General features: G+C 62.1%; 21 protein-coding genes. 9 read left to right on the top strand and 12 right to left on the bottom strand.

Going from position 1 to position 16,091, the window contains the following annotated elements:
* Window positions 1–5 precede the first annotated feature (5 nt).
* The 10 genes from thrC to coxB all read right to left on the bottom strand — a co-directional run bounded on the left by thrC (window position 6) and on the right by coxB (window position 8,314).
* Complete coding sequence (gene thrC, locus AC2TC0_RS11150) at window positions 6–1,403, bottom strand: threonine synthase (RefSeq protein ID WP_484717600.1); 1,398 nt, start codon at window positions 1,401–1,403, stop codon at window positions 6–8.
* A 26-nt stretch (window positions 1,404–1,429) separates the two neighbouring features.
* Window positions 1,430–2,071 carry an SURF1 family protein gene (locus AC2TC0_RS11155; RefSeq protein ID WP_484717601.1) on the bottom strand — a complete coding sequence of 214 codons (642 nt, stop codon included), beginning with the start codon at window positions 2,069–2,071 and terminating at the stop codon, window positions 1,430–1,432.
* Window positions 2,061–2,408, bottom strand: a complete 348-nt coding sequence (locus AC2TC0_RS11160; protein WP_484717602.1) for a DUF983 domain-containing protein — start codon at window positions 2,406–2,408, stop codon at window positions 2,061–2,063. The genes AC2TC0_RS11155 and AC2TC0_RS11160 overlap by 11 nt, the downstream gene beginning before the upstream one ends.
* A gap of 34 nt (window positions 2,409–2,442) precedes the next feature.
* Window positions 2,443–2,958, bottom strand: coding sequence for a DUF3291 domain-containing protein (locus AC2TC0_RS11165; protein WP_484717603.1), 516 nt, complete (start codon window positions 2,956–2,958; stop codon window positions 2,443–2,445).
* Window positions 2,959–2,983: 25 nt separating this feature from the next.
* On the bottom strand, window positions 2,984–3,856 hold the full coding sequence (locus AC2TC0_RS11170) for a cytochrome c oxidase subunit 3 (RefSeq protein ID WP_484717604.1): 873 nt from the start codon (window positions 3,854–3,856) through the stop codon (window positions 2,984–2,986).
* A 75-nt stretch (window positions 3,857–3,931) separates the two neighbouring features.
* Window positions 3,932–4,489 carry a cytochrome c oxidase assembly protein gene (locus tag AC2TC0_RS11175; protein WP_484717605.1) on the bottom strand — a complete coding sequence of 186 codons (558 nt, stop codon included), beginning with the start codon at window positions 4,487–4,489 and terminating at the stop codon, window positions 3,932–3,934.
* Window positions 4,486–4,623, bottom strand: coding sequence for a hypothetical protein (locus AC2TC0_RS11180; RefSeq protein WP_484717606.1), 138 nt, complete (start codon window positions 4,621–4,623; stop codon window positions 4,486–4,488). Before AC2TC0_RS11180 ends, AC2TC0_RS11175 begins: the two co-directional genes overlap by 4 nt.
* A complete protein-coding gene (locus AC2TC0_RS11185) occupies window positions 4,620–5,528 on the bottom strand; it encodes a heme o synthase (RefSeq protein ID WP_484717607.1) in 909 nt (302 codons plus the stop codon). The genes AC2TC0_RS11180 and AC2TC0_RS11185 overlap by 4 nt, the downstream gene beginning before the upstream one ends.
* A gap of 57 nt (window positions 5,529–5,585) precedes the next feature.
* On the bottom strand, window positions 5,586–7,262 hold the full coding sequence (gene ctaD, locus AC2TC0_RS11190) for a cytochrome c oxidase subunit I (protein ID WP_484717608.1): 1,677 nt from the start codon (window positions 7,260–7,262) through the stop codon (window positions 5,586–5,588).
* An 11-nt stretch (window positions 7,263–7,273) separates the two neighbouring features.
* A complete protein-coding gene (gene coxB, locus AC2TC0_RS11195) occupies window positions 7,274–8,314 on the bottom strand; it encodes a cytochrome c oxidase subunit II (protein WP_484717609.1) in 1,041 nt (346 codons plus the stop codon).
* Window positions 8,315–8,543: 229 nt separating this feature from the next.
* On the opposite strand from coxB, the gene pyrE reads away from it, so the two are divergent.
* The 6 genes from pyrE to AC2TC0_RS11225 are packed head-to-tail and all read left to right on the top strand — an operon-like array spanning window position 8,544 to window position 12,423.
* Window positions 8,544–9,128: an orotate phosphoribosyltransferase gene (pyrE, locus tag AC2TC0_RS11200; RefSeq protein ID WP_484717610.1), complete on the top strand. Its 585-nt coding sequence runs from the start codon at window positions 8,544–8,546 to the stop codon at window positions 9,126–9,128.
* Window positions 9,125–9,865 carry a pyridoxine 5'-phosphate synthase gene (locus AC2TC0_RS11205; RefSeq protein WP_484717611.1) on the top strand — a complete coding sequence of 247 codons (741 nt, stop codon included), beginning with the start codon at window positions 9,125–9,127 and terminating at the stop codon, window positions 9,863–9,865. The genes pyrE and AC2TC0_RS11205 overlap by 4 nt, the downstream gene beginning before the upstream one ends.
* A complete protein-coding gene (locus tag AC2TC0_RS11210; protein ID WP_484717612.1) occupies window positions 9,862–10,116 on the top strand; it encodes a hypothetical protein in 255 nt (84 codons plus the stop codon). The genes AC2TC0_RS11205 and AC2TC0_RS11210 overlap by 4 nt, the downstream gene beginning before the upstream one ends.
* The gene (acpS, locus tag AC2TC0_RS11215; RefSeq protein ID WP_484717613.1) at window positions 10,113–10,520 is read left to right on the top strand and encodes a holo-ACP synthase; all 408 of its coding nucleotides are present in this window, start codon (window positions 10,113–10,115) and stop codon (window positions 10,518–10,520) included. The genes AC2TC0_RS11210 and acpS overlap by 4 nt, the downstream gene beginning before the upstream one ends.
* Window positions 10,517–11,359 carry a signal peptidase I gene (gene lepB, locus AC2TC0_RS11220; protein ID WP_484717614.1) on the top strand — a complete coding sequence of 281 codons (843 nt, stop codon included), beginning with the start codon at window positions 10,517–10,519 and terminating at the stop codon, window positions 11,357–11,359. Before acpS ends, lepB begins: the two co-directional genes overlap by 4 nt.
* Complete coding sequence (locus AC2TC0_RS11225) at window positions 11,356–12,423, top strand: AI-2E family transporter (protein ID WP_484717615.1); 1,068 nt, start codon at window positions 11,356–11,358, stop codon at window positions 12,421–12,423. Before lepB ends, AC2TC0_RS11225 begins: the two co-directional genes overlap by 4 nt.
* 86 nt (window positions 12,424–12,509) lie before the next feature.
* Here AC2TC0_RS11225 and AC2TC0_RS11230 read toward each other — a convergent pair whose 3' ends face one another.
* Together AC2TC0_RS11230 and rpsU are read right to left on the bottom strand one after the other, a co-directional pair.
* Window positions 12,510–13,052: an FKBP-type peptidyl-prolyl cis-trans isomerase gene (locus tag AC2TC0_RS11230; RefSeq protein ID WP_484717616.1), complete on the bottom strand. Its 543-nt coding sequence runs from the start codon at window positions 13,050–13,052 to the stop codon at window positions 12,510–12,512.
* 227 nt (window positions 13,053–13,279) lie between these two features.
* Window positions 13,280–13,486: a 30S ribosomal protein S21 gene (gene rpsU, locus AC2TC0_RS11235; protein WP_484717617.1), complete on the bottom strand. Its 207-nt coding sequence runs from the start codon at window positions 13,484–13,486 to the stop codon at window positions 13,280–13,282.
* A gap of 210 nt (window positions 13,487–13,696) precedes the next feature.
* Here rpsU and AC2TC0_RS11240 point away from each other — a divergent pair, with 210 nt between their 5' ends.
* The 3 genes from AC2TC0_RS11240 (at window position 13,697) to AC2TC0_RS11250 (ending at window position 16,024) form a co-directional block, all read left to right on the top strand.
* Complete coding sequence (locus AC2TC0_RS11240; RefSeq protein WP_484717618.1) at window positions 13,697–14,461, top strand: class II aldolase/adducin family protein; 765 nt, start codon at window positions 13,697–13,699, stop codon at window positions 14,459–14,461.
* Between the two features lie 10 nt (window positions 14,462–14,471).
* Window positions 14,472–15,014: a (2Fe-2S)-binding protein gene (locus AC2TC0_RS11245; protein WP_484717619.1), complete on the top strand. Its 543-nt coding sequence runs from the start codon at window positions 14,472–14,474 to the stop codon at window positions 15,012–15,014.
* Between the two features lie 119 nt (window positions 15,015–15,133).
* Complete coding sequence (locus tag AC2TC0_RS11250) at window positions 15,134–16,024, top strand: RcnB family protein (RefSeq protein ID WP_484717620.1); 891 nt, start codon at window positions 15,134–15,136, stop codon at window positions 16,022–16,024.
* The last annotated feature ends 67 nt before the right edge of the window (window positions 16,025–16,091 follow it).

Genomic DNA, 16,091 nt, shown 5'->3' on the forward strand with positions numbered 1-16,091 from the left:
GTCGCTCATCGCGCGTTGGCGAGGACAAAGGCCTTCACCGCGTCATAGTTCCCGGGCAGCCGTTCAAATCGCTCCTCGCGGTCGAACAAATTGCCGACCCGTGCGGGCAGGCCCGGCCGCTGGCCGGTTGCGCGCTCGACCGCGTCGCGGAACTTGGCAGGGTGGGCAGTGGCCAGCGTGACCATGGGGACATCGGCGGGCAGATCGCTGGCCACCGTACGCGCCGCCGCATAGCCCACAGCCGTGTGCGGATCGATCAGCATCGCATGACGGCTGTGCGCATGCGCGAGTGCCAGCGCCATACCGTCGGCATCGACACGCACGCTGCTGAACATCCCCTGCGCCCCGGCCAGCATATCGGCGGGGATGGTCAACGCGCGGCTCGCCTCAAAACCCGCCATCATGCCAGCAATTGCCACGCCGTCACGCCCAGCCAGGTCGAACAACAGCCGTTCGAAATTGCTCGACACCTGGATGTCCATGCTGGGTGTGGCGGTCGGGGTGACCGCGCCCGTGCTATAGTCGCCGCGGGTCAGCGCGCGATGCAATATGTCGTTGACGTTGGTCGCCACTATCAGCCGCTCCACTGGCAAACCCATACGCGCCGCGGCATAGCCCGCGAACACATCGCCAAAATTGCCCGTCGGTACGCTGAACGCGACGCGGCGCTGTGGCGCGCCGAGCCGGACAGCGGCATAGAAATAATAGACGACCTGCGCCATCAACCGCGCCCAATTGATGCTGTTCACCGCCGACAACGTGATCGCGCCGGTCACCTCCGCATCACCGAACATGCGCTTCACCATCGCCTGCGCATCGTCGAAGCTACCCTGAATCGCGACGTTATGGACGTTGGGGGCGAGGATCGTCGTCATCTGGCGCCGTTGCACATCGCTGACGCGCCCTTCGGGGTGGAGCATGAAGATACGCATGCCTTCCCGCCCTGCCACGGCTTCGATCGCTGCTGAGCCGGTATCGCCGCTCGTTGCGCCGACGATGGTCAGCTGCTGGTCGGAGCCCGTCAGGAAGCGTTCGAATAGCTGGCCCAGCAATTGCAGCGCGACGTCCTTGAACGCCAGCGTTGGCCCGTGGAACAGTTCCAGCAGCCAATGCCGTCCATCGAGCTGGACCAGTGGCGTGATCGCATCATGCGCAAAGCTGCCATAGGCCGCCTTGCAAAGGGTGCGCAGTTCCTCCTCGCTGAGGCTGCCCGCGACAAAGGGGGACATGACGCGAACGGCGGTTTCGATATAATCGAGGCCCGCCAATGCGGCGATGTCATCGGCGCTGAATTGCGGCCAGCTGCGCGGGACATAGAGCCCGCCGTCGCTGGCGAGACCGGTGAGCGTGACGCCGCGAAAATCAAGTGCGGGCGCGCTACCTCTGGTGCTGATATAATCCATGGTGGCCCCCGCCTAAACGCGAGGCTCTAACCCCGCAAGCGTTTGCGCAGCGCGAGGAAATAGATAAGCGCCGCCGCGCCCGCGAACAAAAACCATTGTACGGCATAGGCGAGATGATTGTTTGGCGCGTCATCGGGTGCGGGCCGCGCGCTGGCCGCCCAGCCCGCCACGGGCGGATCAGCCAGCAACATCGCGCGCGCAGGCGTGGCTGTGCCGCTAAGGCGCTCAATCAACCCCGGCTGATCGGGCCCGGGAACGATGATCCCCGCCACTTCGCCACCCTTCCAGTCGACCTTCCGCGCAGGGTCCGGGTCGGTGCCAATACTTACCAGCACCCCCGGCCCTTCTGCTCCGGTGCGGCAATCGACAATCAATTGATAGGTCGAAGCGCCCTTGGCATCGCGCCCGCCACGCTGGCTGTGGAAAGCCGCTTCTAGGCAGGTCGCACGGCTGCGGCGATAGAGCAACCTATCCTCGACCGGCGCGAGCACGGGAAATGTCACTTCTTCCACCATCGCCGCATTGCGCTGGTGCAGCGCAATCAGCGCCTCCTTTTCACCCTTGCGTCCCAATTGCCAGACACCAAGCGCAATCATGGTGGCAACAGCAAGAAGGACCAGCAGCGTCGGGATCAGCGGCCAGCGCATACGAACCGGCTCATTCGTCATCGGCGAGCACCCCTTCGCGTGCGCCGCGCCGGACCTCGGCATGGAACAGCAACCCCTTGGCAAAGCGCAAGCCCCCAACCACAGCGGCAATGGTAAATGGCACCCACAGGACGACATGCACCCAGAAGGGCGGATAGAGTGCGAATTCGAGGCTCATGGCCAGCGCAATCACCACCGCACTGATTATCATCGTCAGAAATGCGGCGGGACCATCACCGACATTATTCGCGCTGCGGTCATTGCCACAATCGGGACAGCGATCGGCAATTTTCAGCGGGCCATCGAACAGCGTAGGCGCGCTGCACTGCGGGCAAAAACCAAAAAGGGCGGCCCGCACAATATTGGGATGCGAAGACCCACTGTCCGGGCCGTCAGGCACGCCCCGCGCACCAAGGGTCAGGCTGCATGTCGAGAGGCGGGCCGCCAACGCCGGGGGCGGGAAAGCGCGCCTTGAAGGTAAAGGCCTGCGGCGTCGGACCATAACGATCGAGCCGCCACAGGGCCGCCAGCCCTTCTTCAATGGTTGGGATATGCCCTGCGGGCACCCACCAAAGCGCCTGATAGGCCCCGTCAAACCGTTCGAAATACTCTCGGCGGCGCGCCATTTCGGGTGTGTGCGCGCTGCGATAGACATAAGCAAACAACGCCTCGGCATCGGCCCAGACCGACATATTGACCGCGAGCAGCGGGTCAGGCGTCGGCCGCAGCGCCGTGGCATTGCCGCTGTCGTCCTTTAGCCGCCAGATAAAGCCGGGGCTGGCTTCAGCAACGGCATTAATCCGGTCGAGCGCGCCGAAAAATGGCTGTACGCGCGGGTCGCCCGCTTCGGCCACCAGGCGGCCGATGTTGATCTGAGCCAGGTGCCATTCGGCCGCCGCGCCCGTCATTTCTCTGCTCGCTCAGCCGGAGCCATCAATGGACCGGCGCGCCCCAGCCGCCCCACACATAGACGACGATGAACAGGAACAACCACACCACGTCGACGAAATGCCAATACCAGGCGGCGGCCTCAAAACCGAAATGCTGGCGCGGGGTGAAATGGCCTTTGTACGCGCGCGCCAAGCACACGATCAAAAAGATGGTGCCAACCAGCACGTGGAAACCATGGAACCCGGTCGCCATGTAAAAGGCCGAGCTGTAATTGGATTCGCCAAAGGCGAACGGAGCAACACCATATTCATATGCCTGGATAGCCGAGAATACCGCGCCGAGGATGATCGTCAGCCACAGGCCCTTCTTCAGCCCTTCACGGTCGCCGTTGATCAGCGCGTGGTGTGCCCAAGTGATGGTGGTGCCCGAGCACAGCAGGATCAGCGTATTGAGCAGCGGCAGCGAAAAGGCGTCGATGACCTCGATGCCCTTAGGCGGCCACTGTGCGATCAGCGCTGCGCCATCCTGACCAAACAGGCTTTCGACGGCACCGTCGACATATTGAACGGGCTCGGGGAACAGAGAAAAATCGAACCAGGCCCAGAACCAGCCGACAAAGAACATCACCTCGGAAGCGATGAACAGGATCATGCCATAGCGCAGGTGCAACTGCACTACCGGCGTATGGTCGCCCGAGTGCGCCTCTTTAATGACGTCCGCCCACCAGCTGAAGAAGGTCGCAATCAGCCCGGCGACACCCAGCCCCATGACCCATTTTCCACTGGGGCCAAAGAAGTCGTCGTTCATGACCATGACCAGGCCAAAGAACATGGTCAGTGCCGCAATTGACCCAATCAGCGGCCAGACGCTTGGATTGACCAGATGATAATCGTGCTGTTTGGCGTCACCGGCCATGTCGCATTTCCCCAACTTGTGGGTCCGTCAGCACCATCGCAGCGGACCCGTGACTTATAACATTTCTCGCGGGCCTTAACTCGGCTTCTTTGCCTCGTCCACCCGGTGGAAGGTGTAACTCAGCGTAATTTCCTGAATGTCGCGCGTATCCGGATCATCCTTGATCGCGGGGTCGACAAAGAACAGCACCGGCATGCGGATCTGTTGCCCCGGCTCCAGCACCTGATCGGTGAAACAGAAGCACTGGATCTTGTTAAAATATTTGCCCGCCGCCACCGGCGTGACATTGTAACTGGCTATGCCGCGCACAGGGTTCAGCGAATCGTTGCGCGCGATGAAAATTGCCATGTCGCGCGCTCCGATACTCATCCGGTCGCGCGGGCGTTCGGGTTTGAAATGCCATGGCATGTCGCGGTCGACATTGCTGTCGAAACGCACCGAAATCGTTTGGCTCAGCACCTTGGGCGGGCTTGCCAGCGCCGCTTCGTCGACGCGCTGCGTCGTGCCGCCAAAGCCAGTCACGCGGCAGAACAGGTCATAAAGCGGCACGGCGGCATAGCCGAGCCCGACCATGAAGGCAGCAAGGCCAAAGCCCATCAGCGCCGTGCGCCGCTTGGCGGTCAGCGCCATCATGTCGCCAGCCCCAGCTTGGCAATGGTGATTGCGAAAAACAGCACGGCTAGCGCAATGAGGATTAATGCCGTCACGTTGGCATTCTTGCGCTGGCGCGCACGATAGGCGGCTTCGTCGAACGGCTCGTTGGTCATGCCAGCACCCAGCGATCGATCACCACGGCGGCGAAGAGCAGAAACAGATAGAAAAGCGAAAAGGTGAACAGCCGTTTTTCAGGCTTCATCTTGTCGTCGACCTGCGTCTCGCGCCGCGCCACGTCGGCCGCAAGCAGGCAAAAAACTGCGCTCAACACGGCGGCCGTCACGCCATAAACCGCGCCGGTTAGACCCAGCGGCCACGGTGCCACTGCACCCGCCGTCATGATCAGCGAATAGAGCAAAATCTGATGCCGTGTCGTGCGTTCACCGGCAACCACCGGCAGCATCGGGATGCCCGCCTTGGCATAATCGGACTTCATGAACAGCGCTAACGCCCAGAAATGCGGCGGTGTCCAGAGGAAGATCAGCAGGAACAACAACACGGGCAGCGCGGCCAGCTCGCCAGTTGCCGCGACCCAGCCGATCAGCGGCGGGAAAGCCCCGGCGGCACCGCCGATGACGATATTCTGCGGCGTGCGCGGCTTAAGCCAGGCGGTGTAAACGAACACATAAAACAGAATGGCAACGGCCAAGATGATGGTCGCCAGCAAATTGCTGGCCACATACATCAGCAGCAGAGAAAAAGCAGAAAGGCCTACGCCGAAATGCAGCGCAGTGTCGCGTTCCATCCGCCCGGCGGGCAGCGGGCGTTTGCTGGTGCGTTTCATCACGCCGTCGATATCGGCCTCATACCATTGGTTGAGCGCACCCGAAGCCCCTGCCCCCAGCGCGATGGCGAGGATTGATGCAAAGCCCAGTACCGGATGCACCGGTGACGGCGCGGCGAGCATCCCGCACAGCGCAGTGAACACCACCAGCGACATGACGCGCGGCTTGGTCAGCGCGAACAGGTCGCGCCAGTCGGCGGGCATCGTGGCCGCGGTGGTCAGGCTGCTTGCCATAATCTGTCCAAATGCCCTGCCCCGCCCGATGATGTCACCGGGCAGGATTGAGTCCAATTACGCGATGCGCGGAAGCGTGTTGAACTGGTGGAACGGCGGCGGGCTAGGCAACGTCCATTCCAGCGTCGTCGCCCCCTCGCCCCACGGATTGTCAGCGGCCTTGCGTCCCGCCACCAGCGCCCAAGCGATGTTCACGAAGAAAATCAGCACGCCGACGGCCATGATGAAATAGCCGGTCGTCGCAATTTCGTTCCAATAGGAATAGGCTGCGGCATAGTCAGGGTAACGGCGCGGCATCCCTTGGTTGCCCAAGAAGTGCATCGGGAAGAACAGCACGTTCACGCCGATGAAGAAGACCCAGAAATGCAGTTGGCCCAGGAACTCGTTGTACATCTTGCCCGACATTTTCGGGAACCAGTAATAGAAACCAGCGAACAGCGAGAAGACCGCGCCCAGCGACAGCACATAGTGGAAGTGCGCGACAACATAATAGGTGTCGTGCAGGTTGGTATCGACACCGCCATTGGCGAGCACGACGCCGGTTACGCCACCCACAGTGAACATGAAGATGAAGCCCAGCGCCCAAACCATCGGCGTCTTGAAGCTCATCGATCCGCCCCACATGGTGGCAATCCAGCTGAAAATCTTGATCCCCGTCGGCACGGCGATGACCATCGTCGCGGCGGTGAAATACATCTTCAGATTCACGCTCATGCCGACGGTGAACATGTGGTGCGCCCACACGACAAAGCCGACAACCCCAATCGCGACCATGGCGTAGGCCATACCGAGATAACCGAACACCGGCTTGCGGCTGAAGGTCGAGACGATCTGGCTGATCAGCCCGAACCCGGGCAGGATCATGATGTAGACTTCAGGGTGACCAAAGAACCAGAACAGATGCTGGTACAGGACTGGATCGCCGCCGCCGGCAGCGTCAAAGAAGGTCGTGCCGAAATTGCGGTCGGTCAGCAGCATGGTGATGGCAGCGGCCAGCACCGGCAGCGCCAGCAACAGCAGGAACGCGGTGACGAGCACCGACCACACGAACAGCGGCATTTTGTGCAGCGTCATGCCCGGCGCGCGCATGTTGAAAATGGTGGTGATGAAATTGACCGCGCCCAAAATCGACGCCGCGCCCGCAAGGTGTAGCGAGAAAATCGCCATGTCGACCGCCGGTCCGGGGGATCCTGACGTGGACAGCGGAGCATAGACGGTCCAGCCCGTACCTGCGCCATTGCCGCCCGCACCGCCGGGCACGAAGCTCGATGCCACCAGCATCACCAGCGCCACAGCGGTTAGCCAGAAGCTGACATTGTTCATGCGCGGAAAGGCCATGTCGGGCGCGCCGATCATCAGCGGCACAAACCAGTTGCCGAAGCCGCCGATCAGCGCGGGCATGACCATGAAGAACACCATGATCAGGCCGTGCGCGGTGATCAGCACATTCCACATATGCTTACCGGCGGTAGCGCTATTTTCGCCGCCCATCATCGCGGCCCAGCCGGGCAGATATTGGATGCCGGGTTCAGCCAGCTCCATCCGCATCATGCCCGAAATGGCCCCGCCGATAATCCCCGCGACAATCGCAAGGATGAGATAGAGGGTGCCAATGTCTTTATGGTTGGTCGACATGAACCAGCGGACGAAAAAGCCCGGCTTGTGGTCATGGTCGTCATGCGCATGGGCATGCGCCTGAAATTCGGACGGTGCAGTGGCGGCAATGTCGGTCATTGCGAATACTCTCAGTTGGTAGCGGCCGCCGCAGGCGCGGCAGCGGGAACGGTGGCGGGAGCGGCAGCGGTTGCAGCGGCGGCCGGCGCAACAGCGGCGGGAGCGGGCGCAGGTGCAGCCTCGCCCGGCATCTTGCCGCCCTTTGACCGCACCCAGGCGGCGAATTTCTCGGGCGGCAGCGCCTCGACCGCGATCGGCATAAAGGCGTGATCGACTCCGCACAGTTCAGAGCACTGGCCGTAATAAACGCCCGGCTTGTTCACCGTGAAGGTCGTCTCGTTGGCGCGCCCCGGCACGGCGTCCATCTTGGTCCACAGCGCGGGCACCGCAAAGCTGTGGATCACGTCGGCCCCGGTGATGATCAGTTTGACCTGCTGACCCACTGGCACGACCATACGATTGTCGACCGCGAGCTTGAACGGCTCGCCCGATGCCTTGGCGGCGGGTTCATCGAGCATTTTCGAAATAAACTCGCCAATGCCATGGTCAGGATATTCATAGCCCCAGTTCCACTGGTAACCCTTAACCTTGATCACCACCGCATCGGCGCTCGCAGGCTTATACTGCGCAGCGAGCAGGCTGAGCGACGGGAAAGCAATCGCGATCAGAATCAGCGCCGGAACAGCAGTCCAAACCACTTCAATGAGCGTGTTGTGCGACGTTTTCGACGGCACCGGGTTGGCCTTCGCGCGGTAGCGTAGGATGACCCATAGCAACAGGCCAAGCACGAACAAGGCCACGACCGTCATGATCGGCAGCAGCACATGATTGTTCAAATTTTTGGCGCGCTGGCCGAGATCTGTGGCTTGCGGCTGAAAATCAATGCCGCGCTGCACCGGCTGGCCGATGCCATCGGTGGGCTTCATCGGGACATAGGTCGCGTCCGCCGCCGGTGTCGGCGCTTCGGTCGCCGGTGCCGCAGTGGCCGCTGCCGGAGTCGCCGGCGCCGCCGTAGTGGCTGCAGGCGCGGCGGGCGCGGCGGTGTCTTGCGCCAACGCGGGCGCCCCGATTGCCAGCGTTGCGGCAATAACCAGTGTTTTCAACATCTTCATAGCGGACGCAGCCTGCCCCTTGCTGAATTAAACATACCCGCAGGATGCACCGCCGGAACCGGCCCTGATGTCGCGGCGACGCGGCATATCAGTCGGGATATTCCGGGGCCTATAGACCCGCTTGCCGCTGGCCTCAAGCGCCTCTAACACTATTTTCAACCGCTTGCCGCAGCGCCTCCCCTTCCGCTACGGCAAGCAACATACTGCAACGAAAAGAACCATCAAAATCATGACCGAAGACGAAATTCTCGCCGAGTTCCGCGCCGCCGAGGCGCTGCTCAGTGGCCATTTCCTGCTCTCATCGGGCCGCCACAGCGCCCATTATCTGCAATGCGCGCGCGTGCTGATGGACCCCGATCGCGCCGGGCGACTGGCGCTGGCATTGGCGCAAAAGCTGCCGCGCGACCTGCGCGCCGAGATTGATGCGGTCATTTCGCCAGCGATGGGCGGGGTCATTATCGGCCATGAAATGGGCCGTGCGCTGGGCAAACCCGCTATGTTCGTCGAACGCCCGACGGGCACCTTCGAATTGCGCCGCGGCTTCAGCATTGCGCCCGGTGCTCGCATCCTGATGGTCGAGGATGTCATCACCACCGGCCTGTCATCGCGCGAGGCCATCGCCTGCATCGAGGCCGAGGGCGGCAAGGTCATCGCTGCGGCTGCACTGGTAGACCGTTCGGGCGGCAGCGTTGATCTTGGCGTGCCCTTCACCTCGCTGATCGCCATCAATTTCCCGACCTATGCGCCGGATGAGGTTCCCGCCGACTTGGCGCAAACCCCCGCCGTCAAGCCGGGGAGCCGCGCGGCGGTATGACGGGTCATCTGCGCCTTGGCGTCAACATCGACCATGTTGCGACCATCCGCAACGCGCGCGGCGGCGACCATCCCGATCCGGTGCGTGCAGCGGAAATCGTCGCGGCGTGCGGCGGCGACGGCATCACGGCGCATCTGCGCGAGGATCGGCGCCATATCCGCGACGACGACCTCGCCCGCATCATGGCCGCGACCGACCTGCCGCTGAACCTGGAAATGGCGGCAAGCGAGGAGATGCTGGCCATTGCGCTCAAGCACAAGCCGCACGCCGCCTGCATCGTCCCCGAAAAGCGCGAGGAGCGAACGACCGAGGGCGGCCTCGATGCGGCAGGGCAGCACAACCACCTCGCCCCCATCGTCACGCGTTTGGCCGACGCAGGCATCCGCGTCAGCCTGTTCATTGAGCCCGATGTGCGCCAGATCGACGCCGCGATTCGCCTGCGCGCGCCGGTGGTCGAATTTCACACCGGTAAATATGCGCATCTTCTGCTCGATGGGAACCGCGAGGGCGCTGAGGCTGAACTGAAACGTATCGCCGACGCCGCCGCGCTCGCCGCGAAAAACGGCATCGAACCGCATGCTGGTCACGGGCTGACGTTTGAAAACGTCGTCCCCATCGCCGCCATCCCGCAAATCGCCGAGCTCAACATCGGCCATTATCTGATTGGCGAGGGGATTTTCATCGGGCTGGAAGCGGCGATATTGAAGATGCGTGCGCTGATGGATGAAGCGCGGTGAGTTTTCGACAGGAATTTATTGAAGCTCAATGGCGCTGGATGAAGCGCTTTTTCATCATTTGGCCGTTCTGGTGCGCCTTAGTCATCGGAGTTAACATCTGGAATGATGCGAACAATGGATTGCCCTTCAATTGGCGCTATTTTGGGTTTGGAATAGGCATCATGCTTTTCGGCGGCGTCGTGTACACTTTCTCTCGCCTGATTTTCAAATTCACGCGAGCATATGTCGAACACGACGAGAGCCGCAAATGATCATCGGTCTCGGCTCCGACCTCTGCAATATCGAGCGCATCCAGGCCTCGCTCGACCGTTTCGGCGCGCGTTTTGAGCAGCGCGTGTTCACCGCCACCGAACAGGCCAAAGCGGGTCGCCGCCCCTTCACCAAGGCCGGCACACTCGCCAAGCGCTTCGCCGCCAAGGAGGCGTTCAGCAAGGCCGTCGGCACCGGCTTCAAGCGCGGCGTGTTTATGAAGGACATCGGCGTCGTCAACGCCCCTTCGGGCGCGCCGACACTGGCGCTGACGGGCGGCGCAGCGGCGCGGCTGGCGGAACTCACCCCGGCGGGCCATTCGGTCCGCATCCACCTCACCCTCACCGACGATCATCCCTGGGCGCAGGCGTTCGTCATTTTGGAAGCGATCCCCCTCTCCCCATGAGCAACACCATCCAAGAACTGCGCGAAAGCCCGTGGAAGATCCTCCGCGATATCATCATCATCCTGACTTTGGTGGTGGGCATCCACACCATCATCGCCAAACCATTCTACATTCCGTCGGAATCGATGATGCCGCTGCTGCGCAATGGCGACCGGCTGGTGGTCAGCAAATGGCCCTATGGCTGGTCCTACGCCTCGGTCAGCTTCCACCTCGCGCCGCAGATCAAGGGCCGCTTGTGGGGCAAATTGCCCGAACGCGGCGATATCGTGGTGCTCGAGCATCCGGACCAACGCGTCGACTATATCAAGCGCGTCATCGGCCTGCCCGGCGACACCATCGAAATGCGGCGCGGCGAACTGGTCCTTAATGGCACCAAGGTGAAGCGCGAGATCCAGCCGCTGCTGCCCATCCCCGTCGATGCCAATCTTCCCGGCGGCGACAGCGCTTTCATGGGCCGCATCCGCACCGACACTGCGGGCAATCGCTGGATCGACGCGCCTATCGTACGCGAAACGCTGCCGAACGGCGTGAGTTACGACACCATCGACCTTGGTCCCGACTATCGCAACGACGTGTTCGGCCCTTATCAGGTGCCCGAGGGTCACCTATTCCTGATGGGCGACAACCGCGACGGCAGCGCCGACAGTCGCGTCTCGGTCGCTGAAAAAGGGTTTGGCGGCGCGGTGCCGTTCGACGTCGTATCGGGGCGCGCCGAAATGATCACCTTTTCCACCGATGGCACGGCGGTCTGGTACAATCCTTTGAGCTGGTGGAATGCCTTGCGTTCGGGTCGCGCCGGGACCAACCTGCGGCCGGATCGCGAAGCGGGGGCGAAATGAGCGAAGCAGCCGACGACAAAGCCGAAGCACAGGCCCCCGGACCATCCGAGTTTCGCGACCCGCTGATTCGCGACGAAATCAAGCGCGCGGGCGTGTGGATCGGCATGCTCAGTCTGGTCGCGCTGGTTGTATTGCTCGCGCAGCCGGTCCTGCTGATCCTCGCCGCCGTGGTCTTTGCAGCGGGCCTCGACGGCGGCGCCAGACTGCTCGGACGCGTCCTGCCCATCGGGCGCGGCTGGCGGCTGGCCATCGTGCTGCTCGCCATTTTGGCCTTCCTTGCCTCGGTGTTCATCTCTGCGGGCAATCAGCTCGTCGCTCAGGCCGCGACGCTGCAAGACACGATATTGCTTCAGATCGACCGGCTGCTCGCCTGGGCGCGGGCGCAGGGGCTCACCGAGGCCGATTTCGATCCCTCTCAGCTGATCGAATATGCCATGGGCTCGGTCGGGCGCGTTACTGCCGCTGTCTCGTCGTTGGTCGGCGGCATCACTGCGCTCTTCTTCATCGTCGTGCTCGGCATATACCTGGCCGTCGAGCCGCGCCTGTACGAGCGCGGCGTCGGCTGGCTGATGCCGCAAAGCGAGCGCGCGCATTTCTATGATGTCAGCGCAGCCATGGGCAAAACGCTGCGCCGGCTGATGGCGGGGCGCATTTTGGGCATGCTGGTGGAAGGGATTGCGACCTGGGCTTTGCTGGCGATTTACGGCATCCCCATGGCGACCTTGCTGGGCGTGCTCACGGGACTCTTGGTTTTCATTCCCAATATCGGCGCGCTGATTTCGGGCATTTTAATGGTGCTCGTGGGTTTTTCGGTCAGCGTCGATGCAGGGCTCTACTGCCTGATCGTCTATTTCGTGGTCCAGACGGTCGATGGTAATATCATCGTGCCGATGGTCGCGAAACGCACCGTGGACCTGGCTCCGGCGCTGGTGCTGGGTGCTCAGATCTTGTTCGGCGCGTTGTTCGGCATTTTGGGTCTGGCGCTGGCCGACCCGATCATCGCGATGATCAAGGTGTTTCTGGAAAAGAACGCCGCGCGGGCGAGCCGGGGGGCTGAAACCTAAGTGATCGTCGTCCCGGACTTGATCCGGGACAACGGGCCGGTGTTGGCTTGTTATCCCGGATCAAGTCCGGGATGACGAGAGTGAGGTTACCGCGGCGGCGGCGCGCCTGCGCCGGGCGGCGGGCCGCCAGAGCCGCCCTGCATCTGCTGCATCATTTGCTGCATCCGGACAAACTGCTCGAACGGCATGATTTCGAGCACCTCAATTTCAAAATTCAATCGACTGTTGGCCGGAATTTGCACCCGCGTCGGATCGCGCGGGTCGGTCTGAGGCTGGTCGCCGTACCCCAATTTCGGCGGGATGACGATCTTATACTTACCACCCTTCTGCGTTCGCTTCAGCCCTTGGCTGAAACCCGGTATCACCCGATCTACCGGAAACGGCGCGACGGGCTGGGCGTCAAAAACATCGCCATTATCAAGCCGCCCTTCATATTTGATTATCGCAACATCAGTATCGGTCGGCGACGGTCCAGTCCCCGCCTTCACGGTCGTAAATCCGATCTGGTTTGCCGACGCTTGCCAAAAAGCAAAACCCGCACCCAGCGCAGCGAGCAGCAATAGGCCGATCCACAAAGTCGCAAGGCCGCTCTTCGAAACGGGTCGCAGCGGGACGGCGGTGGCGCTCATGGGTTATTCCTTGGCTGAAGCAGATTGAGCCGCGCCTATAGGCGGCGCGGGCGAAGCCGGTCTAGCAAAAATAACCGCGTCATTGCGAGCAAAGCGAAGCAATCCAGAGCGGCTTGCCACTGCCCTAGATTGCTTCGCCTATGGCTCGCAATGACGGATGAAAGACGCAAAAAGGGCGCCGCAGTCTCCCGCAGCGCCCTTTTGGCAACCAACTAAGTCTTGAAGACTTACTTCACCCCGTCGCGTTCCATCCGCTTGCGCTCCATCTTGCGGGCGCGGCGGACGGCGGCGGCGTGTTCGCGCGCGCGCTTTTCGCTGGGCTTTTCATAGTGGCGGCGCAGCTTCATCTCGCGATAGACGCCCTCACGCTGCAATTTCTTCTTCAGAGCGCGCAGCGCCTGGTCGACATTATTGTCGCGAACGATGATCTGCATAAACCAACCGACTCCTGAACCGTCACAAAAGGCTGCTCGCCGCCGCGATTCGCGGACAGCCCACAGCCAGAAAAAGGGGCAAAACAGGCCGCACCGCGCATAAGGCGGTGTGACAATGGGCGCGCATTAGGCAGATTTCCGCCGAAATGCAACCCCTCTTGCCGCTCCTCCGCCCGATATGGCATAGCGGCGGCAACGAGGGAGAATGTCATGGCCACCCAGCTCAAACGCAACAGCAAATATAGCGAAGCCGAATGGACCGCGCGGCAGGAACTGGCCGCCTGCTACCGCATTTTTGCGATGATGGGTTGGGACGAACTGATCTTCAACCACATTACGGTGAAGCTGGATGATCAGGAGGGGGCATTTCTGATCAACCCCTATGGCATGCATTTCAGCGAAGTGACCGCGTCCAGCCTGGTCAAAATCGACATCGACGGCAACAAGCTGGATGCCGACAATCCCTGGCACGTCAACAAGGCGGGCTTTGTCCAGCACGGGCTGTTCCACCGCCATTTGCCCGACGCCCATGCGATCATCCATACCCACACCACCGCGACCATGGCGGTATGTTGCAGCGAGGGCGGACTGCAACCAACCAGCTTTTATGCATGCAATTTCATGGGCCAGCTGGCCTATCATGATTTTGAAGGCGTCACGGTGCGCGAGGAAGAGGGCGAGCGACTGCTCAAAAACCTTGGCGACAAGCGCATCCTAATGCTCAAGAACCATGGCCCCGTCGTCATGGGCAAATCGCTGCCCGACGCCTTTATCAGATATTGGGCGCTGCAGCGCGCATGCGAAATCCAGTTGGCGACCGCCAGCATGGGCGCGGCCATCACCGTGCCGCCCGAGGTCATCGCGGTGCACCAGCGCGATTTGTATATGGCCGCCATTCCCGGCCAATCCGGCCGCGCCGAATTTGACGCCATGGTGCGTAAGGTCGACCGCATCGACACCAGCTGGCGCGACTGACATCTCCTAGATGCCCCGCCTGTCCGTCAATGAGCGGCCCATCGAATATCGGATGGACCCCGACACGCCCTTGCTATGGGCGCTGCGCGACGCATCGAATCTGACCGGCACCAAATATGGCTGCGGCACGGGTGATTGCGGCGCGTGCACCGTCGATATCGACGGGCAGGCGATCCGCAGCTGTCTGGTCACGCTCGCCGAGTGCGAAGGGCGCTTTGTCACCACCATCGAAGGGCTGTCACGTGATCGCAGCCATCCGGTTCAGCAGGCGTGGGTGGCCGAACAGGTGCCGCAGTGCGGTTTCTGCCAATCGGGCATGATCATGAGCGCGGTGGCGCTGCTGCGCCGCAATGCCGACCCCAGCGATGATGAGATTGACGCGGCCATGACCGGCATCTGCCGCTGCGGCACCTATCCGCGCATCCGCGCCGCAATCAAGCGCGCGGGCCGCGTGCTGCGCGGCGAAGATCGCATCGCGGCAGCCCCGCCGCCCGGTATCCGCCCCGAGGATGCCGCGGCAGAGGTACCCGCGCTGACGCCCCGCCTCCGATAGGTCCTGTGCCTAATCTGTCACCTTCCTGACATCTCGGTTCAGCCCGGCGTCAGCAACATTGGCCTAATCCCCGACTCGACCCGTCCCGGCCGTTGCCGGTGACTGGCGGAGTGACCGAAATGAAGAAATTGCTTGCCGGGTTGCTGGTGGCCGCGACCGCCCTTACCCCGCTCACATCGGCCTATGCCCAACGCGAGGGCCGCGAAGGTCGTGGTGATGCTGACCGCAGCGAACGCAGCGAACGTGCCCCGCGCGGCCCTGAAGTGCGCCAAATGAACCGGGAAGCCCGCACCGAACGCCGCGAGGCACGAGGCGAGCGTGCACCCGATACTCCGCGCCGCGAATGGCGTGGCAATGGCCCGGGCGGCGAAGGTACGCGCCCTGACCGACGAACCGATTATCGCCCCGATGCGCGCGCGCCCGCACCGTCCTATGACCGCAACCGCGACGGCAATGTTGATCGCCGCTGGGATCGTAATCGCGATGGCAATGTCGATCGCAACTGGGATCTCAATGGCAATGGCCGGGTCGACCGCCAGTGGGATCGTAACCGCGACGGTAACCTCGATCGCCGCTGGGACCGCAACGACAACAACCGGTTGGACCGGCGCTATGATCGCAACCGCGACGGCAATCTCGACCGCCGCTACGATCGCGATCGTGACGGGCGCTATGACCGTTACGACCGGCGCGACAATCGCAGCTGGAATCGCAGCTGGCGCAACGACCGCCGTTACAATTGGTACGGCTATCGCAACCAGTATCGCGACCATTATCGCGCTGGCCGCTATTATGCGCCCTATCGCGACCATCGCTATTCGCGTTTCTCGATCGGCATCCGTCTGGGCGCGCCCTTCTACAGCAACCGATACTGGATCAACGACCCGTGGAGCTATCGGCTGCCCGAGGTCTACGGCCCCTATCGCTGGGTGCGCTATTATGACGATGTGCTGCTCGTCGACATCTATTCGGGCGAAGTGGTCGACGTGATTCACGACTTCTTCTGGTAAGCCATCCCTCTGGATTACCGGGAAACTGGGCGGCCTTGCGCGATACAGGGCCGCCTTTTTCCTTGCG

Source organism: Sphingopyxis sp. sgz302558 (assembly GCF_057220455.1).